This window comes from Streptomyces sp. DS1-CR2 (assembly GCF_055760475.1).
Genome location: NZ_CM147085.1, coordinates 3,618,739 through 3,640,466 on the forward strand (window position 1 = coordinate 3,618,739; position 21,728 = coordinate 3,640,466).

General features: G+C 69.4%; 19 protein-coding genes and 1 tRNA gene. 9 read left to right on the forward strand and 11 right to left on the reverse strand.

Annotation, left to right across the window (positions count from 1 at the left end; translation table 11 throughout):
• Window positions 1–2: 2 nt before the first annotated feature.
• A complete protein-coding gene (locus ACY0PA_RS17680; RefSeq protein ID WP_473085525.1) occupies window positions 3–1,373 on the reverse strand; it encodes an FAD-binding oxidoreductase in 1,371 nt (456 codons plus the stop codon).
• A 108-nt stretch (window positions 1,374–1,481) separates the two neighbouring features.
• On the opposite strand from ACY0PA_RS17680, the gene ACY0PA_RS17685 reads away from it, so the two are divergent.
• Window positions 1,482–3,170 (forward strand): tetratricopeptide repeat protein, encoded by a 1,689-nt coding sequence (locus ACY0PA_RS17685; protein ID WP_473085526.1) that lies wholly within the window; start codon window positions 1,482–1,484, stop codon window positions 3,168–3,170.
• Between the two features lie 41 nt (window positions 3,171–3,211).
• Here the strand turns inward: ACY0PA_RS17685 and nthA are convergent, their stop codons facing one another.
• The 4 genes from nthA to hppD are packed head-to-tail and all read right to left on the reverse strand — an operon-like array spanning window position 3,212 to window position 5,528.
• Window positions 3,212–3,799 (reverse strand): nitrile hydratase subunit alpha, encoded by a 588-nt coding sequence (gene nthA, locus ACY0PA_RS17690; protein WP_473085527.1) that lies wholly within the window; start codon window positions 3,797–3,799, stop codon window positions 3,212–3,214.
• Window positions 3,799–4,074 (reverse strand): SH3-like domain-containing protein, encoded by a 276-nt coding sequence (locus ACY0PA_RS17695; protein WP_100593959.1) that lies wholly within the window; start codon window positions 4,072–4,074, stop codon window positions 3,799–3,801. Before ACY0PA_RS17695 ends, nthA begins: the two co-directional genes overlap by 1 nt.
• Complete coding sequence (locus ACY0PA_RS17700; RefSeq protein ID WP_100593958.1) at window positions 4,067–4,351, reverse strand: SH3-like domain-containing protein; 285 nt, start codon at window positions 4,349–4,351, stop codon at window positions 4,067–4,069. The genes ACY0PA_RS17695 and ACY0PA_RS17700 overlap by 8 nt, the downstream gene beginning before the upstream one ends.
• A 22-nt stretch (window positions 4,352–4,373) precedes the next feature.
• Window positions 4,374–5,528 (reverse strand): 4-hydroxyphenylpyruvate dioxygenase, encoded by a 1,155-nt coding sequence (hppD, locus tag ACY0PA_RS17705; protein WP_473085528.1) that lies wholly within the window; start codon window positions 5,526–5,528, stop codon window positions 4,374–4,376.
• 122 nt (window positions 5,529–5,650) lie between these two features.
• Here hppD and ACY0PA_RS17710 point away from each other — a divergent pair, with 122 nt between their 5' ends.
• The 5 genes from ACY0PA_RS17710 to ACY0PA_RS17730 all read left to right on the forward strand — a co-directional run bounded on the left by ACY0PA_RS17710 (window position 5,651) and on the right by ACY0PA_RS17730 (window position 10,022).
• Entirely contained in the window at window positions 5,651–6,121 is a 471-nt protein-coding gene (locus ACY0PA_RS17710; RefSeq protein WP_473085529.1) for an Lrp/AsnC family transcriptional regulator, read from the forward strand.
• 131 nt (window positions 6,122–6,252) lie between these two features.
• Entirely contained in the window at window positions 6,253–6,900 is a 648-nt protein-coding gene (locus tag ACY0PA_RS17715) for an ABC transporter permease (protein ID WP_473085530.1), read from the forward strand.
• Window positions 6,893–8,197, forward strand: a complete 1,305-nt coding sequence (locus ACY0PA_RS17720; protein ID WP_473085531.1) for a betaine/proline/choline family ABC transporter ATP-binding protein — start codon at window positions 6,893–6,895, stop codon at window positions 8,195–8,197. Before ACY0PA_RS17715 ends, ACY0PA_RS17720 begins: the two co-directional genes overlap by 8 nt.
• Entirely contained in the window at window positions 8,194–9,057 is an 864-nt protein-coding gene (locus tag ACY0PA_RS17725; RefSeq protein ID WP_473085532.1) for an ABC transporter permease, read from the forward strand. Before ACY0PA_RS17720 ends, ACY0PA_RS17725 begins: the two co-directional genes overlap by 4 nt.
• Complete coding sequence (locus ACY0PA_RS17730) at window positions 9,054–10,022, forward strand: glycine betaine ABC transporter substrate-binding protein (RefSeq protein ID WP_473085533.1); 969 nt, start codon at window positions 9,054–9,056, stop codon at window positions 10,020–10,022. The genes ACY0PA_RS17725 and ACY0PA_RS17730 overlap by 4 nt, the downstream gene beginning before the upstream one ends.
• A gap of 117 nt (window positions 10,023–10,139) precedes the next feature.
• Here ACY0PA_RS17730 and ACY0PA_RS17735 read toward each other — a convergent pair whose 3' ends face one another.
• From ACY0PA_RS17735 to ACY0PA_RS17750, 4 genes are all read right to left on the reverse strand, one after another.
• Complete coding sequence (locus ACY0PA_RS17735; RefSeq protein ID WP_473085534.1) at window positions 10,140–10,937, reverse strand: S16 family serine protease; 798 nt, start codon at window positions 10,935–10,937, stop codon at window positions 10,140–10,142.
• A gap of 277 nt (window positions 10,938–11,214) precedes the next feature.
• Window positions 11,215–11,856 carry an IclR family transcriptional regulator gene (locus ACY0PA_RS17740; protein WP_100593951.1) on the reverse strand — a complete coding sequence of 214 codons (642 nt, stop codon included), beginning with the start codon at window positions 11,854–11,856 and terminating at the stop codon, window positions 11,215–11,217.
• Between the two features lie 413 nt (window positions 11,857–12,269).
• Window positions 12,270–14,075, reverse strand: coding sequence for a DEAD/DEAH box helicase (locus ACY0PA_RS17745; RefSeq protein ID WP_473085535.1), 1,806 nt, complete (start codon window positions 14,073–14,075; stop codon window positions 12,270–12,272).
• A 325-nt stretch (window positions 14,076–14,400) separates the two neighbouring features.
• The gene (locus tag ACY0PA_RS17750) at window positions 14,401–15,906 is read right to left on the reverse strand and encodes an MFS transporter (RefSeq protein WP_473085536.1); all 1,506 of its coding nucleotides are present in this window, start codon (window positions 15,904–15,906) and stop codon (window positions 14,401–14,403) included.
• A 212-nt stretch (window positions 15,907–16,118) separates the two neighbouring features.
• On the opposite strand from ACY0PA_RS17750, the gene ACY0PA_RS17755 reads away from it, so the two are divergent.
• Both ACY0PA_RS17755 and ACY0PA_RS17760 read left to right on the forward strand, forming a co-directional pair.
• Window positions 16,119–16,190: transfer RNA gene (locus ACY0PA_RS17755), tRNA-Cys, on the forward strand.
• Between the two features lie 1,090 nt (window positions 16,191–17,280).
• Window positions 17,281–17,442, forward strand: coding sequence for a hypothetical protein (locus ACY0PA_RS17760; RefSeq protein ID WP_473085537.1), 162 nt, complete (start codon window positions 17,281–17,283; stop codon window positions 17,440–17,442).
• A gap of 40 nt (window positions 17,443–17,482) precedes the next feature.
• On the opposite strand, the gene ACY0PA_RS17765 is transcribed toward ACY0PA_RS17760, so the two are convergent.
• Window positions 17,483–18,130: a TetR-like C-terminal domain-containing protein gene (locus ACY0PA_RS17765; protein WP_473085538.1), complete on the reverse strand. Its 648-nt coding sequence runs from the start codon at window positions 18,128–18,130 to the stop codon at window positions 17,483–17,485.
• 1,843 nt (window positions 18,131–19,973) lie between these two features.
• Between ACY0PA_RS17765 and ACY0PA_RS17770 the strand changes: the two genes are divergently transcribed.
• Entirely contained in the window at window positions 19,974–20,561 is a 588-nt protein-coding gene (locus ACY0PA_RS17770) for a Uma2 family endonuclease (protein WP_473086350.1), read from the forward strand.
• Between the two features lie 434 nt (window positions 20,562–20,995).
• Here ACY0PA_RS17770 and ACY0PA_RS17775 read toward each other — a convergent pair whose 3' ends face one another.
• Window positions 20,996–21,712 carry a hypothetical protein gene (locus ACY0PA_RS17775; RefSeq protein WP_473085539.1) on the reverse strand — a complete coding sequence of 239 codons (717 nt, stop codon included), beginning with the start codon at window positions 21,710–21,712 and terminating at the stop codon, window positions 20,996–20,998.
• Window positions 21,713–21,728 lie beyond the last annotated feature (16 nt).

A 21,728-nucleotide genomic window follows, 5' to 3' on the forward strand; every position in this document is an offset into this window, starting at 1 on the left:
CGTCAGAAGAGCTTGCCCGGGTTGAGCAGGCCGAGCGGGTCGAAGGCCGCCTTGACGGCGCGCTGCATCTCGATGCCGACCGGGCCGAGCTCGCGCGCCAGCCACTCCTTCTTGAGGACGCCGACGCCGTGTTCGCCGGTGATGGTCCCGCCGAGTTCCAGACCGAGCGCCATGATCTCGTCGAAGGACTCGCGGGCCCGTCGGCCCTCGTCGGCGTCCTGGGCGTCGAAGCAGACGGTGGGGTGCGTGTTGCCGTCGCCCGCGTGGCAGCAGACGCCGATCGTCAGGTCGTACTTCTCGGCGATACGGTCGACGCCACTGAGCATCTCGGCGAGCCTCGAGCGCGGCACGCACACGTCGTCGATCATCGTCGTGCCCTTGACGGCTTCGAGCGCGGTGAGTGAGAGGCGCCGGGCCTGGAGGAGGAGTTCGGACTCGGCGGCGTCCTCGGCGGGGACGACCTGGGTCGCGCCCGCGGCTTCGCACAGGGCGCCGACAGCGGCGAGGTCGGCGGCCGGGTCGAGGGTGTCGAAGGCCGCGAGGAGCAGCGCCTCGGTGGTCTCGGGCAGCCCCATGTTCGCCATCGCGTTGACGGCCTTCACGGTCGTACGGTCCATGAGTTCGAGCAGTGACGGGACGTGACCGCCCTCCATGATCTTGCAGACGGCGTCGCAGGCGGCGTCCGTGGAGGCGAATTCGGCGGCCAGGACCAGCTGCTGCGGCGGCTCGGGCCTGAGCGCGAGCGTGGCCCGTACGACGATGCCGAGGCTGCCCTCGGAACCGACGAACAGACGCGTGAGGTCGTAGCCCGCGACGCCCTTGGCGGTGCGGCGTCCCGTGGACAGGAGCCGGCCGTCGGCGAGGACGACGTCGAGCCCGAGGACGTACTCCGCCGTCACCCCGTACTTCACGCAGCACAGGCCGCCCGATGCCGTGCCGATGTTCCCGCCGATGGTGCACATTTCCCAACTGGACGGGTCCGGCGGGTAGTAGAGGCCCTTTTCGTTGACGGCCCGGGAGAGCGTGGCGTTGATGACGCCCGGCTCGACGACCGCGATCCGGTCGACGGTATTGATCTCCAGGATGCGGTCCATCTTGACCAGGGACAGCACGACGCAGCCCTCGGACGCGTTGGCCGCGCCGGACAGGCCCGTGCGGGCGCCCTGCGGGACGACCGGGACGCGCAGCTCGGTCGCCGTGCGCATCACGTGCTGGACCTGCTCGACGGTGCGGGGCAGCACCACGACGGCGGGCGCGCCCGCGGCGCAGAAGCTGGCCATGTCGTTGGCGTACGAGGCCGTGACGTCGGGGTCGGTGAGGACCGCCCCGGCCGGGAGGCCTTCCTGAAGTCGTTCGGTGAGTGTGCGGCTCATGATCACAGCGTCGCACTCGGGGCCATCGGTGTGAACCCGTCTGAGACGCCCTTCACGTGCCGGGATGTTGCCGTGATGTGCTCTTCGTATTGACGCACAGTGTGCGCCATGAAGACCGAGGAGATCGGGCAGATCGATGCGGAGCGGCCGGCCACGGGTCACGAGCCGGGGCGCCGGCTGTCCCCGCTGGTGAGGCGCGTGCTGATCAGCGCCGTCGCGGGGTCCGTGGTGCTCGGCGGTGTCCTGCTGGTGCTGCCCTCCTCGCCGGAGCACGCGACGCCGCCCGCGCCGGAGTCCGCGCCAGGGTCCGCCGGGCGGGCGATGGACGCGGCGGCCGCGGGGGCCGCCGCGTCGCTGCCCGATCTGACGGTGCTCATCGGGGAGCGCGAGTCGTATCTGCGGGCCCATCCGCGTGACGACCGGTCGTGGGCGGTGCTCGGGGCCGCCTACGTGGAGCGGGGGCTGCGGACGGCCGACTCGGCGTACTACCCGAAGGCGGAGCGCGCCCTGCGGACCTCGCTGAAGACGCGGCCCGCCGGGAACGTGGACGCCCTGAACGGGCTCGCCGCGCTCGCCAACGCGCGGCACGACTACCGCGCCGCGAAGAAGTGGGGCGAGGCGTCCGAGAAGCTGGCGCCGAAGCGGTGGACGACGTATCCACTGCTCATCGACGCCTACGGGCAGCTCGGGGACTACAAGGCCGTGGACCGGGCCCTGGAGAAGCTGACGAAGCTGCGCTCGGGCGCGGCCGTGATGGCACGCGAGGGGCAGGTCTACCGGGCCCGCGGCTGGCGTGAGGACGCGCTCGCGTCGCTGACCGACGCGGCGGCGCTCGCCCCGACACCGTCCGAGCAGGCCGCGTGTCTGCACCGGGTGGGCGAGCTGGCGTGGGAGCGGGGCGAGCCCGCACAGGCGCTGGACTACTTCACCCAGGCCCTCGCGGCCGACCCCGACCAGGACGCGTCGCTCGCCGGGAAGGGCCGCGCCCTGACGTCGCTGGGCCGTACGACGAAGGCGCTCCAGGCGTACCGGAGCGTGCTCGCCAAGCGCCCGAGGCCCGAATACGCCCTGGAACTGGGCGAGTTGTTCGAGTCGATCGGGTTCGGCGACGCGGCGAAGGAGCAGTACGACCTGCTACGGAAGCGGGTGGACGCGGACGGGGCGAACGGGGTCGACGACTCGCTCCTCCTCGGCCGGTTCGAGGCGGACCACGGGGACCCGCGGGCGGCCGTGACCCGGCTGCGGGCCGAGTGGGAGCGGGCGCCGAGCGTGCAGAGCGCGGACGCGCTGGGCTGGGCGCTGCACAAGGCGGGCGACGACAAAGAGGCGCTGAAGTACGCGAAGCGCGCGACGGACCCGGAGCACGGGGGCACCGTACGCAGTGCGCTGATCGCCTACCACCGGGGGGAAGTGGAAAGGGAGTTGGAGCTGGACGGGCCCGCCCGCCGGCACATCGGTGAGGCCCTGCGCATCAACCCGGCGTTCTCGCCGCTGCTGGCCCCGCTCGCGAAGGAGGCGCTGGCCGCACTGGGCGGCCCGTCGGCCGACGGGCCGCCCGAAAGGGTGCGGGAGACCGAGGCGAACGCGGCACCGTCGTCGGGGCCCCACGCGGCGCCCCGGAGCCCGGCCCCCGAGCGCCCCGAATCCCGGCGCCCGGCGGGCGAAAGCCCCGCGGCCCGCCCGGCCGCCCCCGTCGCGCCGCCCAAGTCCGCGGCCCCGCCGGCCACGCCTCCGGCAGCCCCGGCCAAGCCGTCGTCCCCGCAGGCTCCTCAGGCGCCCAAGTCCCCAGGCGCGTAACCCCCGGGACCCGGGACCTCGGCCCCCTAGAGCACACCCGACTAAATCACACCGGTCCCGATGAGCCCGTTCCGCGTGATCAGGGATGCCAGTTCTTCCTCGCTCAGGCGGTCCGTTCCCGCGGGGCGCCTGGGCAGGACCATGTACCGCGTCTCCGCGCTGGAGTCCCAGACCGTGATGTCCACGGCCTCCGGGAGCGTCACTCCGAACTCGTCGAGGACGCCGCGCGGGTCCCGCACGACGCGGGAGCGGTACGCCTCGCTCTTGTACCAGCCGGGCGAGGGCCCGAGCAGGCGCAGGGGATAGCAGGAGCACAGCGTGCAGACGACGACGTTGTGCGTGTCGGCGGTGTTCTCGACGACGCGCAGCCGCTGCTTCTGAACTCCCCCGGCGGAGAAGCCCAGTTCGCCCACCGCCGCGGTGCCGTCGGCGAGGAGCCGCTCGCGGTAGGCCGGGTCGGTCCACGCGCGGGCCACGACCTTCGCGCCGTTCACGGGCGAGGCGCCCGCCAGGAACCCGTCGATGACCTCGTCGACGGTGTCGCCCCCGACGATGCCCCGCGCCTCCAACAGGCTTTCCAGGCGCCGTACCTGACGGGAGATCACCGCGTCCTCGTGTGTACCGGACATCACTCGGCCTCCCTCAGATAGCTCTCCGACAGGTCGAGTACGACGTGGTGGTCGCCCTCGCCCCACAGCTCGCGCGCCGCGAACCGGACCGCGTAGATCATCTCGACGGGGGCGTCGTCCCGCCCCTGCGCGCGCACGTCGGCGAGCGGCGCCCGGCCCTCCGGCTCGACCACGACGCCGCGCTTGCCACGGGCGTACCGCGGCAGGCGCGTGTGGTGCGGCGGGTCGTGCGGGTACGTGCGGACGTGGGCACCGGCCGCGAAGCGGTCAGTCATCGCGCAGCGCCCCTTCCTCGATGACGCCCTTGCGTTCGAGGAGCGTGCGGATCGCGTGGAACCACCGCTCGTAGTACGAGGCCGCGAGGTACTCGCCCGGCGGCATCGTCTCGATGGCGTCCCTGAACTCGTCGAGGTTGAAGACCCCTTTGACGAGGAGCGCGCGCTGGAGAGCGAAGACGCGCGCCTCCCAGTCCGCGTGAAAGGGCTCGGCGTCGTCACTGGTGTCGATGGCGCCGAACCCTGTCATGCCGCCCACGTCATTGATCCTGGCCATGAGACCAGCCTAGACGCGCTCTCTACAGATTGCCGCGCTTGTCCTGCTCGCGCTCGATCGCCTCGAAGAGCGCCTTGAAGTTGCCCTTTCCGAAGCCCATCGAGCCGTGCCGCTCGATCATCTCGAAGAAGACGGTCGGCTTGTCCTGGACCGGCTTGGTGAAGATCTGCAGCAGGTAGCCGTCCTCGTCGCGGTCGACGAGGATCTTCTCCTCGCGCAGGGTCTCGACGGGCACGCGCGTCTCGCCGGCCCACTCGCCGAGCGTGTCGTAGTACGAGTCGGGGGTGTCGAGGAACTGGACGCCCGCGGCGCGCATGGTGCGTACGGACTCGACGATGTCGTTCGTGGCGAGCGCGATGTGCTGGACGCCGGCGCCGCCGTAGAACTCCAGGTACTCGTCGATCTGGGACTTCTTCTTGGCGATGGCCGGCTCGTTGATCGGGAACTTGACCTTGAGCGTGCCGTCCGCGACGACCTTCGACATCAGGGCGCTGTACTCGGTCGCGATGTCGTCGCCCACGAACTCCTTCATGTTCGTGAAGCCCATGACCTTGTTGTAGAACGCCACCCACTCGTTCATCCGGCCGAGCTCGACGTTGCCGACGCAGTGGTCGATGGCCTGGAAGGTCCGCTTGGCCGGCGGCGCGACGATCGGCTCGGCGGCCGCGAAGCCCGGCAGGTACGGGCCGTCGTACCCGGTGCGCTCGACGAGCGTGTGGCGGGTCTGGCCGTACGTGGCGATCGCGGCGCGCACGGCGGTGCCGTGCTCGTCCTTGGACTCGTACGGCTCGGTGATGCCGCGGGCGCCGTGCTCGACGGCGTACGCGTACGCGGCGCGGGCGTCCGGGACCTCGATGGCGAGGTCGACGACGCCGTCGCCATGCTCGGCCACATGGTCGGCGAGGAACTGGCCCCAGTCGGTGGAGACCTTGATGACGGAGGTGAACACGAAGCGGGCGGAGCCGTTCGTGAGCACGTAGGAGGCCGTCTCGCGGCTGCCGTTCTCCGGGCCCGAGTAGGCCACGAGCTTCATGCCGAAGGCGGTCGAGTAGTAGTGGGCGGCCTGTTTGGCGTTGCCCACGGCGAAGACGACCGCGTCCATTCCCTTCACCGGGAAGGAGTCGGCCTCGCGCGCGGTGTCGGGGGTGGGCTGGATGTTCGCAGAAGTAGCTGCCATGGCCCGAGACTCTCTCCGAACCACAAGGTGCGCAATAGTTGGTGATTCCGGTGGTCAATCTGCTCAGTGGAGCGTCAATATGGGCGGGCGATCTGTACAGGATGACCACCACGGAGGCCCGTATGGCGATCGATCATCTGGACGGGCAGCTGATCCTGCTGCTCGCGCGCGAGCCCCGGATCGGGGTGCTTGAGGCGTCCCGGCGCCTGGGGGTCGCGCGCGGCACCGTGCAGGCGCGCCTCGACCGGCTTCAGTCGAACGGAGTCATCCGCGGCTTCGGACCTCAGGTCGACCCGGCGGCCCTCGGCTATCCGGTCACGGCGTTCGCCACGCTGCAGATCCGGCAGGGCCAAGGCCGCGACGTCAGGGCGCACTTGACGACCGTCCCCGAGGTCCTCGAACTCCACACGACGACCGGCACCGGCGACATGCTGTGCCGTCTCGTGGCCCGCTCGAACGCCGATCTCCAGCGTGTGATCGACCGGGTCGTGGGTTTTGATGGCATCGTCCGGGCTTCCACCGCGATCGTCATGGAGAACCCCGTTCCACTGCGGATCATCCCGCTCGTGGAGCAGGCCTCGTCGGATTCCTGACGCGCAGGTCCTTGCCGCTCGCGGAGCCCGCCCGGACGAGGTGAGTGCCGGCGCTGCGTCTTCCCGGGGACAACCCCGGACCACCGGCTGATGCCGGCCGGACGACAGCCCGGCGCAAGGAGGTGAGGCCCGTGAACTTCTGGGACTACATCAGCACAGCCCATCAGCAGCTGCTGGCGGACGCCTACCAGCACGCCAGCGTGGTCTTCCAGTGCATGGTCGTCGCGACCGTCATCGGCGTGGTGATCGGTGTGGTCACCTACCGCAGCGAGTGGGCGGGCAACCTCGCCACCACGACGACCTCGACCATCCTGACGATCCCCTCGCTCGCCATGATCGGTCTCCTCATCCCGATCGTCGGCCTCGGCGTCCCGCCGACGGTCGTCTCGCTCACCCTGTACGGGCTGCTGCCCATCGTGCGGAACTCGATCGTGGGCCTGCGGGGCGTGGACCCCTCCCTGATCGACGCGGCGCGCGGCATCGGCATGTCCCGCACGGCCCGGCTCGCCAAGGTGGAGCTGCCGCTCGCCTGGCCGCCGATCCTCACCGGGATCCGGGTCTCCACCCAGATGCTGATGGGCATCGCCGCCATCGCGGCCTACGCGTCCGGACCCGGGCTCGGCAACGAGATCTTCCGCGGCATCGCGTCCCTGGGCAGCAAGAACGCACTGAACCAGGTGCTCGCGGGCACGGTCGGCATCATCATCCTCGCGCTCCTTTTCGACGCCGCGTACGTCCTCATCGGCCGCCTGACCATCCCGAGGGGGATCCGTGTCTGATTCCTTGCCCGAGACTCCCAAGGCGACCGCCACGGCGACCGCAACCGCCGACGGCGGTGCCGGGGAGCCCGGTTCCACGACCGGGGCGACGATCGAATTGGAGAACCTCACCAAGCGCTACCCCGGATCCGCCGCGCCCGCCGTGGACAACGTCAGTCTGGAGATCAAGGCGGGCGAGACCGTCATCTTCGTAGGGCCCTCGGGTGGCGGCAAGACCACCCTCCTCAAGATGATCAACCGGCTCATCGAGCCGACCAGCGGCCGGATCAGGATCGGTGGCGAGGACGTCACGGACATGGATCCGGTGAAGCTCCGGCGCAAGATCGGCTACGCGATCCAGGCCTCGGGCCTCTTCCCGCACATGACGGTCGCGCAGAACATCGCCCTGGTGCCGAAGATGATCGGCTGGTCCAAGTCGAAGATCAAGGCGCGCGTCGAGGAGATGCTGGACCTGGTCGGTCTCGATCCCGGCGAGTTCCGCAGCCGCTATCCGCGCCAGCTCTCCGGAGGTCAGCAGCAACGCGTCGGCGTGGCACGGGCGTTGGCGGCCGACCCGCCCGTACTCCTGATGGACGAGCCGTTCGGCGCGGTCGACCCGATCACCCGCGACCACCTCCAGGACGAGCTGATCCGCCTCCAGCGGGAGCTGCACAAGACGATCGTGTTCGTCACGCACGACTTCGACGAGGCGATCAAGATCGGCGACCGCATCGTGGTCCTGCGCGAGCGCTCGCACATCGCCCAGTTCGACACCCCCGAGGCCATCCTCACCAACCCCGTCGACGACTTCGTGTCCGGCTTCGTCGGCGCAGGCGCCGCCCTCAAGCGCCTCAACCTCACCCGCGTACGGGACGTGGAGATCACCGACTACCCGACGGTCCAGGTCGACGACCCCCTCCAGGCCATCTTCGACACGCTGCGCGACGCGGGCACGAACGAACTGCTCCTGCTCGACAAGCGGCGCCGCCCCTACAAGTGGCTGCGGCGCGGCGACCTGATGCGCGCCAAGGGGTCACTGGCCCGCGCGGGCACCCTCGTGCACGACACGGTGACCCGGGACGCGACCCTGCGCGACGCGCTCGAAGCGGTCCTGACCGACAGCGCGGGACGTGTCGCGGTCACCGGGCGGCGCGGCGAGTACGAGGGCGTCGTCGACGTGGAGACGCTGATGAACTCCGTACACGAACTCCTGGACGCCGACCGGCTCGAGGCCGTGGAGCACCAGCACGAACTGGAGGAACTGCGGGCCCAGCAGACCCATCAGGAGCAGGAAGGCGAGGGGGGACTGAAGGCGTGAACACCCCCAAGTCGCCTCCGGGCAAGCGTCCGGAGGGCGAGCACGAGGTGAAGGGCGTCGCGTTCCGCGACGAGGGCGAGGCCGAGCAGGAGGCGCCACCACCGCCGCCGGCCCGCGAGAAGCGCCGGATCTCCTGGCAGAAGCTCACGTTCCTGCCGGTCGTGATCGCGGCCGTGCTGCTGGCCACCTGGATCTGGTTCCAGCAGGCCACCCTGGACACGATCAGCGAGAACGCCATCTCGGGCGGTCAGGTGTGGAAGCTCGTCAAGCAGCACATCTACCTGACGGTGGTCTCCACGTTCTTCGTGCTGATCATCGCGATCCCGCTGGGCATCCTGCTGACCCGCAGGATGTTCCGCAAGGCGACCCCGTTCGCCCTCGCCTTCGCCAACATGGGCCAGGCCACCCCCGCGATCGGCCTGCTCGCCCTGCTGGTGATCTGGCTGGGCATCGGCCGGCGGTCGGCCCTGATCGGCATCATCATCTACGCGATCCTGCCCGTGCTCTCCAACACCATCGCGGGCCTGAAGGCGAACGACCCCACTCTCCTCGAATCGGCGCGCGGTATCGGCATGTCACCGTTCGGCGTCCTCACCAAGGTCGAACTCCCGCTGGCCGTACCGCTGATCCTCGCGGGCGTGCGCACGGCGCTCGTCCTGAACGTCGGCACGGCGACCCTCGCCACGTTCGGCGGCGGTGGCGGGCTCGGCGTCCTGATCACCACCGGCATCACCAACCAGCGCATGCCGGTCCTGGTGCTCGGCTCGATCCTGACCGTCGCGCTGGCCCTGCTCGTGGACTGGCTGGCCTCCCTCGCCGAACTCCTTCTGCGGCCACGCGGACTGGAGGTGCGGACATGAGGCGTACGTCCCGTGCGGCGGCGGCAGCGGGCCTCGTCGCGTCACTGCTCGCAGGCTGCGGACTGACCAGCGGCAGCCCGCTGGTCGACGAGGTGAAACCGGGCTCGATCGGCAAGGGCGAGCCGCTCAAGGGCGCCAACATCACTGTCACGTCCAAGGAGTTCACCGAACAGCTGATCCTCGGCGCCATGATGGGCATCGCCTTCAAGGCGGCCGGCGCCGACGTCCTCGACCGCACCGGCATCCAGGGCTCCATCGGCGCCCGCGAGGCCATCAAGAACGGTGACGCGGACGGGATGTACGAATACACGGGCACCGCCTGGATCACCTACCTGGGCCACTCCACCCCCATCCCGGACCCGCAGGCCCAGTGGCAGGCCGTGCACGACGCCGACCTCAAGAACGGCATCACCTGGCTGCCGAAGTCCGCGCTCAACAACACGTACGCGCTGGCCATGAACGAGGCCAACTTCAAGAAGTACGGCACGAAGACCCTCTCGGACGTGGCCGCCCTCGCCAAGAAGAACCCCAAGGCCGTAACGCTGTGCGTGGAGAGCGAGTTCGCCAACCGTGCGGACGGGCTGCACGGCATGGAGAAGGCGTACGGCATGAAGATCCCGACCGCGAACGTCACGCAGATGGACACCGGGATCATCTACACGCAGGTCGCGAAGGGCACCTGCACCTTCGGCGAGGTCTTCACGACCGACGGCCGCATCAGGGCGATGAAGCTCAGGGTGATGGCGGACGACAAGCACTTCTTCCCGAACTACAACGCGGCCCCGGAGATGAACACCAAGTCCCTGGAGAAGTATCCGGCGATGGCGAAGGTCATCGAGCCGATCACGAAGAAGCTCAACAACACGGTCGCGCAGGAGCTGAACGCGAAGGTGGACGTCGAGGGCCAGGACCCGCACAGCGTGGCGAAGGACTGGCTGGTGAAGGAGGGGTTCGTGACGGAGTGAACCGGCCCTGGGTCGGTGACGGAGTGAGCCGGCCCTGGGTCCAAGTGAGCTGATCCGGCTGCTGGGGGCAGGGATTCAGCAGCTGGGGGCAGGGGTTCAGCAGCTGGGGGCAGGGGTTCAGCAGCTGGGGACCTTGCTCCCGTCACCCTTGTCCAGGGCCGTCAGCGCGGAGACCGCGCCCCGCAGCGTCGTCACGGGGATCAGCCGCATGCCCTTGGGCAACTCGGCCTTGGCGTCGCCGCACTCCGCCCTCGGCACCAGGAACACCTTGGCGCCGTCGCGCCAGGCGGCCTGCGTCTTGAGCGACACCCCGCCGACGGCGCCGACCTTTCCGCCGGAGGTGATGGTGCCCGTACCGGCGATGGAACGGCCGCCCGTGAGATCGCCCCCGCTGCCGTTGCCGTCCAGCTTGTCGACGATGCCGAGGGAGAAGAAGAGCCCCGCGCTCGGCCCGCCGACGTCAGCGAGCTGGAGGTCCACCTTCACCTCGTCCGGGGACTTGCCCAGAAAGCCGAGCGCGGCCTCGGTCGCGGAGTCCTGCGACTTCTTCATCTCGCCGAGGTTGTGCTGCTCGATCTCCTTGGTGGAGTCGCCCGAGGGGTATACGGCGTCGCGGGGCATGACGGCACGGTCCGTACGGAACCAGCTGTCGACGACGTCGCCCAGACTCACGTCCGCGTCGGGCCCGGTCGCCACGATCGTCACCATGCGCAGCTTCCCCGTGGTGTCCCGGGTGGGCGCCCCGGAAATCTCGATGACGGGCTTCCCCTTCGAATCCCCGAGCACATCGGTGGTCGGCCCGGGCTGCGCCAGCGCGAACGGCAACGGCGCAAACCCCGCCACGGCAAGCAGAGCCACCACAGGCAGAGCACAAACGGCAAGGGCCCTGGGCCGAGAAATCCGAGAGAGAAGCACGGCCCCAATCTAACGCGAGGGCCAGACGAGACGAGGGCGCCCCATGACGAGGGCGCCCCATGACGAGGGCGCCCCATAGGGGCGCGGGGAACTGCGCGCTCAGCCACAACCAGCCCGCAGCGAACAACGGACCGCCTCACTCAGGGGCGCGGGGAACTGCGCACCCAGCCACAACCAGCCCGCAGCGAACAACCGACGGCTTCACTCAGGGGCGCGGGGAACTGCGCAAAACGCCCGCCACTGATACCCCGCACAAATAACCGGCACCGCAACGCGCCTAGCGCAACGCGTCGGCAACCTCCCGCGCCGCATCAAGAACCCGCGGCCCCACCCGCTCAGGGACGGAGTCCGAAAGCATCACCACCCCCACACTCCCCTCAAGCCCGCTCACCCCCACCAACGGAGCCGCGGCGCCACAGGCACCGGCCTCGAGCTCCCCATGGGTCAGCGTGTAACCAGGCTCAGGCACCAGCCCCTGCCGCGCAGCGAGTATGGCGCGGCCCGCGGCCCCCCGGTCGAGCGGATGCCGAAAACCGGCCCGGTACGCCACGTGATAGTCCGTCCAGGTCGGCTCGACGACGGCCACGGCGAGCGCCTCCGAGCCATCGACCAGCGTCAGATGCGCGGTGGCCCCGATGTCCTCGGCAAGGGATCGCAGCGCCGGCAGCGCAGCCTCCCGGACCAGCGGATGCACTTGGCGGCCCAGGCGCAGCACGCCGAGCCCCACCCGCGCCCGGCCTCCGAGGTCGCGTCGGACCAGGGCGTGCTGCTCGAGCGTGGCGAGCAGGCGGTACACGACGGTGCGGTTCACGCCGAGCTTGTTGGACAGCTCGGTGACCGTCAGTCCGTGGTCGGTGTCGGCGAGCAGCTTGAGGACACGCAGTCCCCGGTCGAGCGTCTGGGAGGTCTCCGCGGTCACGACGCCCACTCCTTAGTGGTGAAGGCGGCGGCCCCCTCCGCGGCGGTTGCGACGCCGGTCCCGTGGGCGACGCGCATCAGAGGCCGCCGGTCGGCAATCGACCCGGTTCGGATGGTCCCGGGCGGAGGCGCATGGCGCACCGGCTGCGCTCCGCGGCGGCTCTGCCACGGGGCGTGTGCGTTGCCGGGAATGTAGCGAGGTCGTCCCGCTCAGCGGAAGACTCCGTCCAGAATCCGGGCAGTAACTATCCTGACCTGTACCGATTGCCCCGTTACGCGGGGCATGATCAACGGAGCGTGCACCACCTCTGCACGTAGCGCACACGATTCCCGGCGCGCGCGACTCGCCCGGCGCGAGCCCCACGAACCCCACGGGTCACAGAGACCCCGCGCAACGCCGCCCCTTGAGGGACGTCACTTCATCCGGGTGGCCCACTCCTGGACCTTTGCGATGCGCTGCCGCAACTGCCCGGCCGTGGCCTCCGCGCTCGGCGGCCCCCCGCACACCCGCCGCAGCTCGGTGTGGATGACACCATGCGGCTTGCCGCTCTGATGTACGTACGCCCCGACCATCGTGTTCAGCGACTTACGGAGTTCGAGGAGCTCCTTGTGCGAGACGACGGGCCGCCGCTCGGCCGGCATCTCGAGGAGATCGGCCTCACTGTCCGGCTTCTTCTTGCTGTGCGCGATCTGCCGGGCCTGCCGCTTCTGGAGCAGCATCTGCACCTGGTCGGGTTCGAGGAGGCCGGGAATACCGAGGTAGTCCTGCTCCTCCTCGCTCCCCGGGTGGGCCTGCATGCCGAACTCGGCACCGTCGTAGAGGACCCGGTCGAACGTGGCCTCGGACTCGAGCGCCTCGAACGAGAACTGCTCCTGCTCCCCCGTGTCCTCGTCCTCCTGCTTGTTCGCCTCGTCCATCTCCTGCTCGGACTCGGCGTAGGGGTCCTCCTCCCCGTCCTTCTTCGGCTTGTCGAGCACATGGTCGCGCTCGACCTCCATCTCGTTGGCGAAGCCGAGGAGGTCGGGGACGGTGGGCAGGAAGACGGACGCGGTCTCGCCGCGCCGCCGCGAACGTACGAAACGGCCCACGGCCTGCGCGAAGAAGAGCGGGGTCGAGATCGTCGTCGCGTAGACGCCCACGGCGAGCCGGGGCACGTCGACGCCCTCGGACACCATGCGGACGGCGACCATCCAGCGGTCGTTGCTCGCCGAGAAGTCGTCGATCCGCTTCGACGCGCCGGTGTCGTCGGAGAGGACGGTGGTGGGCTTCGTGCCGGTGATCTCCCGGATCAGCTTGGCGTAGGCGCGGGCGGAGTCCTGGTCGGCGGCGATGACAAGACCGCCGGCGTCCGGGATGCCCTTGCGGACCTCGGTGAGCCGCTGGTCGGCGGCGCGCAGCACGCTCGGCATCCACTCGCCGCGCGGGTCGAGGGCCGTGCGCCAGGCCTGGCTGATGGCGTCCTTGGTCATGGGTTCGCCGAGCCGGGCGGCGATCTCGTCACCGGCCTTCGTGCGCCACCGCATGTTGCCGCTGTAGGAGAGGAAGATGACGGGCCGCACGACGCCGTCGCCGAGCGCGCTGCCGTAGCCGTACGTGTAGTCGGCGGAGGAGCGCCGGATGCCGTCCCTGCCCTCTTCGTACTGGACGAAGGGGATGGGGTTGGTGTCAGAGCGGAACGGCGTACCGGTGAGGGCGAGTCGGCGGGTGGCCGGCTCGAAGGCCTCCTGGCACGCCTCGCCCCACGACTTGCTGTCACCGGCGTGGTGGATCTCGTCGAGGATGACGAGGGTCTTGCGCTGCTCGGAGCGGTTGCGGTGCAGCATCGGCCGCACGCCCACACCCGCGTACGTGACGGCGACGCCCTGGTACTCCTTGTTGAGCGGCCCGGCGCTGTACTCCGGGTCCAGCTTGATCCCTATGCGCGCGGCGGCCTCGGCCCACTGCTTCTTCAGGTGCTCGGTCGGCGCGACCACGGTCACCTGCTGCACGACATGGTGGTGCAGCAGCCAGGACGCGAGGGTGAGCGCGAACGTCGTCTTGCCGGCGCCCGGGGTGGCGACGGCGAGAAAGTCGCGCGGCTGCTCCTGGAGGTACCTCTCCATGGCCCCTTGCTGCCAGGCACGCAGCTTGCCCGCGGTGCCCCAGGGGGCCCGGCCGGGGAAGGCGGGTGAGAGGTGGTGGGAGGAGGTGGAAGAGGCGGTGGCGGCGGTGGTAGTCACGGTCTCCGGGTTCGACGGGCGCGGGAACGGGGCGACGAGGCGGGTTGGCGGGTTACGCGTATGGGGACGGGGCGACGAGGCGCGGGACGGGGCGATGATCGGAGCGGTCGGGTACGTACGACAACCGGGCCACCCTACCGGTGGACCCCTCACTTCCCGGGGCAGACTCGGGGGCTCGGGGGCTGGATGCGACGGGCCTCACATCCGCCGCCCCACGGCTCTCACATCCGTTGTCCGACGGCTCTCACACCCGCCGTCCGACGGTCCGCACACGCGCCGTCCAACGGATCTCACATCCACTGTCCGACGGTCCTCATGCTGCCCGTCAGCGCCGCTCGGCCCGTACCCGCGTGGCCACCCACGCCCCCGCCAGTGCGACCGCGGCCATCGGCAGGAATACGGCCGCGAACGCCGCCGGATGCGACCCGCCGGCCGCCGTGGCGCCGTGCGCGGCCCCCACCGCCCCGCCCCCGAGCGCGGCGAACGCGGCCCCGCCCACGGCCAGCAGGACGACGTTCGAGAGGCCGTCCGAGATCTGCAGCGCGGCCGAGTTCGCCCCCGCCTCCTCCGGCGCCGACAACTGGAGCAGCAGCACGCTCGTCGACGAGATCACCAGGCCCATCCCGAGACACCCGAAGCCCCACGCCACCGCCACGATCCACACCGGCACGGCCTGGATCAGCACGCTCGGCGCGGTCACGATGGCCGCGGCCACCAGGACCATCCCGGCCGCCATCATGCGCTCCCGGTACGGCTCGAGGCCCGGCCGGGACTGCACGTAAGAGCCCAGCGCCCAGGTGGCCCCGCCCACCGCCAGTGACAGCCCGGCCGTCATCGGCGAGAGCCCGCGCTGGGTGACGAGCATCAGCGGCACGAAGGACTCGGCCGCGATGAAGGACCCGGCGGCGACCCCGCGCAGGAGGACCACGGCGGGCAGCCCGCGGGCGGCGCGGTACGTGCCCCGGGGCAGCAGCCCGAGCACGGCCGGCACGAGCAGGGCGACGCCCACGGCGCCGGGGAGAAGGGACACCCAGGCCAGGTCCTGGGCCGCGTACTGAAGGAACCCGGCGCCGAAGGAGATCCCGAGAGCGAGCCGGATACGGCGCCGGTCGACGGCGCCCGGGACGGTGCCCTCGGCGGGCCCGGAGGCGCGGCGTCGGATCTGCGGCAGGGCGAGCGCGAGCGGGAACACGACCAGCACGGGGATCCCGATGAACACCCACCGCCACCCGAGGTGCTCGGTCACGGCGCCGGACGCGAGCGGCCCGACGACGGAGGGAACCACCCAACTCGCGGCGAAGGCGGCCATGATGGCGGGCCGCAGCCGCTCCGGATAGGCACGGCTGACAACGACGTACAACGCCACGATGACCAGCCCGCCCCCCAGCCCCTGCACGGCCCGCCCGGCGATGAACATCCACATGGACGCCGCGGTACCGGCGAGCAGCAGCCCGGCCGCGAACGCCGCGATCCCCGCCCCCAGAGGCGCGAGGGGACCGCGCCGGTCGGCCCACTGCCCGGACAGCACCATGCCGAAGAGGCTGGTGGTGAAGTAGGCGGAGAAGGCGAACGCGTACAGCGACACCCCGTCGAGCTCACGCGCGGCGACAGGCATGGCGGTCCCGACGGCGGTGGCCTCGAACGCGATCAGCAGAACGACGGAAACGATGCCAATGCTGAGGGCGCGATAGCCGCGCCCCAGCACGCCTTCACCGGTCTCGACGTCGAGAGCGATACCGGGGGCGAGTTCGGCACCAGGATGGGCGGAGGTGTCGGAGGCGCTGTCCCGGGCGACATCGCCTCCGACACCGGACGGTTCCAGATCGGTCATGGGCTTCAGAGTAAGGGGCACAACGGTACTTGACCCCTGTCGATGGTCCCGTTCTCCTGGTCCCTTGGTCGTACGACTCCTCGTACGCGCCCCGCCCACCATGAACGCCGTGTGGCAGTCACATTGCACCCCACGCGGCCCTCTTGGCGCGGCGGCCCACGGACCGTACGGTCAAGACATCGAGTTCAACGAACCTGGTTCCGAACTCAGTTGGCCGTGTGCCCGAGTGGTTTAGGGATTCGCCTGCAAAGCGAAGCACACCGGTTCGATTCCGGTCACGGCCTCGACCCGCCCACAAGGGGGCGCCCCGTTTCGACGGGGCGCCCCCTTGGCGTTGCCTACGGCGGCGACGCCATCGGCTCAGGTCTCGCAGCGCGCCCCCCGTCAAGGCAGACGGATTGCGCCACCCGAGACGGACACCCCTCCACCCCGCCCACTACTGGGCTGCGGCACTGATCACCCGGACGTGGGGTGACCAGTTCCTCCGGTCCCTCGTTGCCCAGAATCCCGCCTACATGCCCGCCACCATGAAAGCCGTGGGCTGCACCCACCCCTGACGATCGAGCACATGCGACGCGTCATCCACCGGCCGTAAGAATGACGCCCCCACCCACAACAATCACCGCGAACGCGACGAACACAGCCACAAACAGCAGCAGCTTCCCCGCGGAGGGGCCTGGCTCGTAAGAGCGCGGCTCGGGCCCGGCCGCCGGATCCTGGCGACCTGAAGGCTCACCTGTCGTCACCACTGCCGTCCTCTCTCCGCGAAGTTCGCACTCTCAAAGTACGACCCCGCCGAGACCCGCAGTCAGCGACCCCGCCCCAGTCGGCGCGCCAGGCAGCCCTCGCCACCTCGCCCGCGGAGTGAACCTCCCCGCGCAGAGCGAACCTAACGACCGGTCGCACGGGGCCCCGTGTCAGATACGGGGCCCCACCGACCACTCCTGCCACCCCCGTGACGCGGCAGTGCCGCCACACCATAGGCCTGGACCACTGCAAATCCACCGTGCGGCCACTGGATGATCACTGGGCTTCCGCAAACGGAATGAGGGCCGCCCAGCCACGGGGGAAGCTGGGCGGCCCTCTTACTCAAGAGTAAGTACACGGCGGCGGATGCGGGCCCTCAGATGGCCGAAGTTTGCTCGATCTGCACGCCGGGCGCGCCACCATCACACACACGTCTGCGCTGGTCATCGCGATGAACGAGTCGTGCGGGCGGCGTCGCGAGGCCACGCCGATTCGGCCGGAGTCGATCCCCCCGTAACGGCACCTCCTTACACAACGGCACCTACTTACACACAACGGAAGGGGCGGAGCCGGAATCCTTCGGTGCCGCCCCTTCCGGCTGCCTACCTACGCACTCAGGAGCCCGACATGGCGTCCCCGAACATGAGGTCGTCCCCCGAGTTCGCCATGCCTACGGATGACGTACCGAAGCTCACCGCGCCGGTGGACCGAGTACTTCGACGGGAGTACTTCGACGGGAGCTACCGAGCCGCCGCCGGCCGGTTCTCCAACCGCACCGCGGAAAGATGATCAGCCACCAGCCAACCCGCCAGGCCGGCACGCCCCGGCCTCAATCGCGCACCACGCCGTTGCCCGAGCGCCCGCCGGCCCCCTCCCCACCGAACACCCCACCCAACGCCGCCCGATAAGCCGCCTCAGCACTCGCCACAACGAGCCGCTCATCAATGTCCGCCCGCATGATGAGCAACCGGTAGTAGAAGGGCGCGCTGAGCGCCGCGATGACTTCGTACGCGTCTGTATCCGGAGGAACCTCGCCCCGGTCGACGGCGCGACGCACCAGCTGCGTCACCACTTCGGTGCGCGCCATGAACGCGCCGCGGACAAGATCCGCGATGTGAGGGTCGTACGCGGCGGCCGCCACCATCGCCTCGACGAGGTTGCGACTGCGCGGCAGGGCGTGGAACCCGGCGATGGCCTCGGCCAGTTCGTACAGGTCCTGACGGAACTCACCGGAGTCCGGCGTGGCGATCGTCTTGCTGTGCTGGGCCATCAGATCGACGACGACACCCTCGACGCTGCGCCAGCGGCGCCTGATCGTCGAGACGTGCACACCCGAACGCGCCGCGAGCTTGTCGAGGGTGAGCGCGCCGAACCCGGTCTCGTCGAGTTCGTGCAGCGCGGCCGCGAGGACGGCCGCGCGGGTGCGGGCCGTACGTCCGCCGGGGCGGGCGGAGCCGTGCTGTGGTCGCTCAGTCATCGACGCCAAATGTAGACGCCACGACACCGAGGCAAACGCCGAGCCGCCAGGCACGCCCCAGCCTGGGCCCCAACTGGACCCACCCGAACACCGATCCGACGGTCACCAGATCTTCACGTGCGGTCAGAACGATTCCTGCCGGTTTCCCTTTGCGCTGCCGACCGGCTTCCGGATAACGTGGCCACACCTTAATGCGCGGCAAGGAGCATTAGCGCATGGGTGTACGGGGGAACGTGGGCCGGGTCGAACCGGGCCCACACAACGGGGGATAGCGTCACCGCTGCCGCGCCGGCCAACGCCGCGCGGCAGCGGTGACGCCACGACCGCGACGGAGACCTCACCGCGGCGACTCGGCGGGCCGCAACCCCGCAGCCTCCCGCCAGAGCTTCAACTGCCGCCCGACGGCTTCGACAACGGCCCGCTCACACCGACGGGCACGCTGCGTATCGAGGTGACGGACGCACGCGGAGACGCGATGCCGGGCGAACCGGGCTACGGCCTCCTTCTGGTCGAGGCCTTCGCAGACGCCTGGGGTACGAGACTGGGTCCGCCCCCGACGAAGACGGTATGGGTGAAATTGTCGGCATCAGAGCTGTCCTGACCGCATCGAGGTTTTCACGACGCGGTGAACCGTCACCCGGCCGCTCCCGCGATCAAAACCAAAGAACTCAGGGAAAGAACCCTCCCCAACCACCCCCAAGCCCCCGCAGCCGCAGTCCGCCGTCAGCCGTCAGCCGTCAGCCGTCAGCAGCCGCGCCTCACCCACAAGGGTGATCACACTCAACTCGGCTTGCAGAATGCCCCGTTCACACACCACGCTCACCCAGAGCAGCACAACTCAAGAACACAGAACGGCCCCCGCCGGGACGGCAATCCCAGTGCGAGGGCCTGACCACCAAGGAAGAAAGACCCTTCCCGATGGCTGATCAGCAGCTTAACGCGCCCCCGCGCGCCCAGTCCCAGATTCCGGCGGACGTTCCCTCGGGCGGCGTCCGCCACGAGAACCGCCGCCACCCGGACCGCTACACGGTGATCGGTAACCACCTCACCCAGCACCGCGAGCTGTCCCTCATGGCGATCGGCCTGGCCGCCCACATCCAGTCGCTCCCACAAGGTGCCAGCGCCACGATCAAGACCCTGACGGCCCGGTTTCCGGAGGGCGAGGTCCGCATCGCGGCGGCGTTACGCGAACTGGAAGCGAAGGGCTACATCTCCCGCACCCGCGAACGCCTCCCGTCAGGCCGAGTGGTCACCCGCACGACGTCGTACAACAACCCACCGGCAATGATTGGCAGTTCAGCGCCAGAGCCCCCGCGGAAACCCCGCCATCCGGCAACTCCCCCGCGCCCAAATCTGCCAATCACCCCATCAACACCACCGGCTGCGGCCCCCGAGCACCCAACGCTCCCCACCCGCACCGACCCAGCCGCGTCACTCCTGGCAGACCTACGCCGCGAAGACCCCCGCCTCATCCTCCCGACCCGCGAAGTGACCCGCCTCGCCCCGGCCGTAGCGGAGTGGCTGGACAGGGGCATCACTCCAGAAGCAGTACGCAGAACCCTGACGACCGAACTCCCACAAACGAAGATCCACCACCCGGCGGCCCTCCTGTCCCACCGCCTCACAAACCTCCTGCCGCCACCCCTCCCCCCAACGCCCCCGGCAACGCCCCACCGCGCCGCTCCAACCCGCGCCCCACTCCAAAACTGCGACGGCTGCGACCGAGCCTTCCGCTCCCCGGCCCCAGGCAAGTGCCGGTCGTGCCGGGACGCCACGCAGGAGGCCGCCTAGCATGAAACTCATGACTCCTGCCCCCGGCCAGCACCGACGAGAGGCGAGCGACATGACCATCGCCCCCGGCAACGCTCGCGCGGCAAGCCACACCTACCGAACGATGCGGGAGTTCGTTCAGGCGATGGACGACACGCTTCCCGGCAAGTTCGAGATCACTAAAGAGGGGATCGTCCACGACATGATGTCGCCGGCGAAGTCGCACGAGCTGACCGCGCTGCGCATCCGGAAGCGTCTGGACAAGGTGCTGCCCGAGGACCTGGTCGCCCACACCGGCACACCGGACGTGGAGGACGAGCCGGAAGGCATCATGCGCCACCCCGATGTCATGGTCATCGCCGAATCCGACATGGAAGGCGAGGGTGCATTCGACCCACGCACACTGCTGGCCGCCATCGAGGTCGTCTCCCGCTCGAACCCCGACAACGACTGGGTCGGCAAGATCCGGGACTACCCCACGATGGGCATCCCTGTCTACGTCATCTTCGACCCCCGAACGGGTACTGGCGCGGCCCTCACAGACATCCACCCCACCCCAGAGGGTCCGCGCTACGCAACGCGCAAGGACTTCGTCTACGGCGAGGACGTCACAATCGCCGACTGGACGATCTCCACCGAGGGGCTCTCCCGGTACGTATGACGACGAGGGTAAGCCCAACCACCGCAGCAGGACCGACGGGCTGTCCCGTATAACAGCGTGAGCTGGGGGTTTGCCGACTACGGCTGTGCTCCAGAGCGTTCGCGACGAGTTCCCAGCGATTCGTTCCAAGGCATCCGCAACGTCCCCGGCCAGCCTCCACGAGTCGGCAACCCTGCGGAGCGTGGCACCGAGAGCCGCGTCAGCAGAAACGAGGCTGTTGTCACGGAAAGTGCGCAGCTCGACGGACTCGACGCCGGAGAGGCCGACCACATCCAGAGTCGCGCACCCACGCTCAGCCAGCACGGCACTCGGCGTTCCGCCCCACTCGGCCACCCGCAGCCCCCTATAGGCGGAACCGTGCTGCCCGCCGTGCCATCACGCCGTGTCCACGTATGAGTTGGGGATCTCTCCATCTGAGAACGCTCACCTTGGACTCAGGGCTTAACGGAGAGCGGCAACAAATGCTCAAGTTCCTCGGGAGAAGCTATGTTCGAAGCGCATCCCATTTGCTCGGCGAGCTTCCGTGCCGCTGAGTGCGAGATGCGAGTCAGAAGCTCCGGCTTGTCCGAGTTGCGGTACGAATCCAGGCGCGAGGTCAGAGTATTGACGCTGAGCACCACGTCGCCCTGTTTGCCGGGCCCCACTGGACAACGCAGCCCCAGCCACACGCCGGCGTCAGAGGCACTGGCATAGGGGAGTCGTCCAGGATTCCCGCCCTTGGAGAGGGGGAAGACGGTGCGGCTCTCGCTGCTCGAAGTCTCATATTCCGACGGCTTCATGCGAATCCAGCGAGTGGAAATCTGAAACGTACCTGAAGCGAATTTATCAGCGGAATGAAAGAGGCAGAGATAGACCCGCTTGCCATTTCTGGCTGGAATCGCTTCCTGCTCGAGCTGTCCGGCAGCCCGAGCAATGGGCTGCACCTTTAGTGTTTCGTCCTCGTCGGAGTCGCTGAATCGCTTGGAGCGAGTCACCTTCTCCGCCGCGGATCCGCCGCTCTCTCCCAGAATTCCATCGCAGATCTGAGAGGCCGATCGTCCTTGCGCTGCCGGCGACTTGGTCGTGCCACTGGGACCGTCCGGCGAGCTCGAGCAGCCGCCCAGTACCAAGGCCACCATGGCCAGAAACAGCGAGAGAGTTGACTTCTTCACTGCAGATCTCATGCGA

Bases quoted from the DNA above. Each gene is read 5' to 3' on its own strand.
- ACY0PA_RS17680 (WP_473085525.1), bottom strand. From the start codon at position 1,373: ATGAGCCGCACACTCACCGAACGACTTCAGGAAGGCCTCCCGGCCGGG.
- ACY0PA_RS17685 (WP_473085526.1), top strand. From the start codon at position 1,482: ATGAAGACCGAGGAGATCGGGCAGATCGATGCGGAGCGGCCGGCCACG.
- nthA (WP_473085527.1), bottom strand. From the start codon at position 3,799: ATGTCCGGTACACACGAGGACGCGGTGATCTCCCGTCAGGTACGGCGC.
- ACY0PA_RS17695 (WP_100593959.1), bottom strand. From the start codon at position 4,074: ATGACTGACCGCTTCGCGGCCGGTGCCCACGTCCGCACGTACCCGCAC.
- ACY0PA_RS17700 (WP_100593958.1), bottom strand. From the start codon at position 4,351: ATGGCCAGGATCAATGACGTGGGCGGCATGACAGGGTTCGGCGCCATC.
- hppD (WP_473085528.1), bottom strand. From the start codon at position 5,528: ATGGCAGCTACTTCTGCGAACATCCAGCCCACCCCCGACACCGCGCGC.
- ACY0PA_RS17710 (WP_473085529.1), top strand. From the start codon at position 5,651: ATGGCGATCGATCATCTGGACGGGCAGCTGATCCTGCTGCTCGCGCGC.
- ACY0PA_RS17730 (WP_473085533.1), top strand. From the start codon at position 9,054: ATGAGGCGTACGTCCCGTGCGGCGGCGGCAGCGGGCCTCGTCGCGTCA.
- ACY0PA_RS17750 (WP_473085536.1), bottom strand. From the start codon at position 15,906: ATGACCGATCTGGAACCGTCCGGTGTCGGAGGCGATGTCGCCCGGGAC.
- ACY0PA_RS17760 (WP_473085537.1), top strand. From the start codon at position 17,281: ATGGCGTCCCCGAACATGAGGTCGTCCCCCGAGTTCGCCATGCCTACG.
- ACY0PA_RS17765 (WP_473085538.1), bottom strand. From the start codon at position 18,130: ATGACTGAGCGACCACAGCACGGCTCCGCCCGCCCCGGCGGACGTACG.
- ACY0PA_RS17770 (WP_473086350.1), top strand. From the start codon at position 19,974: ATGACCATCGCCCCCGGCAACGCTCGCGCGGCAAGCCACACCTACCGA.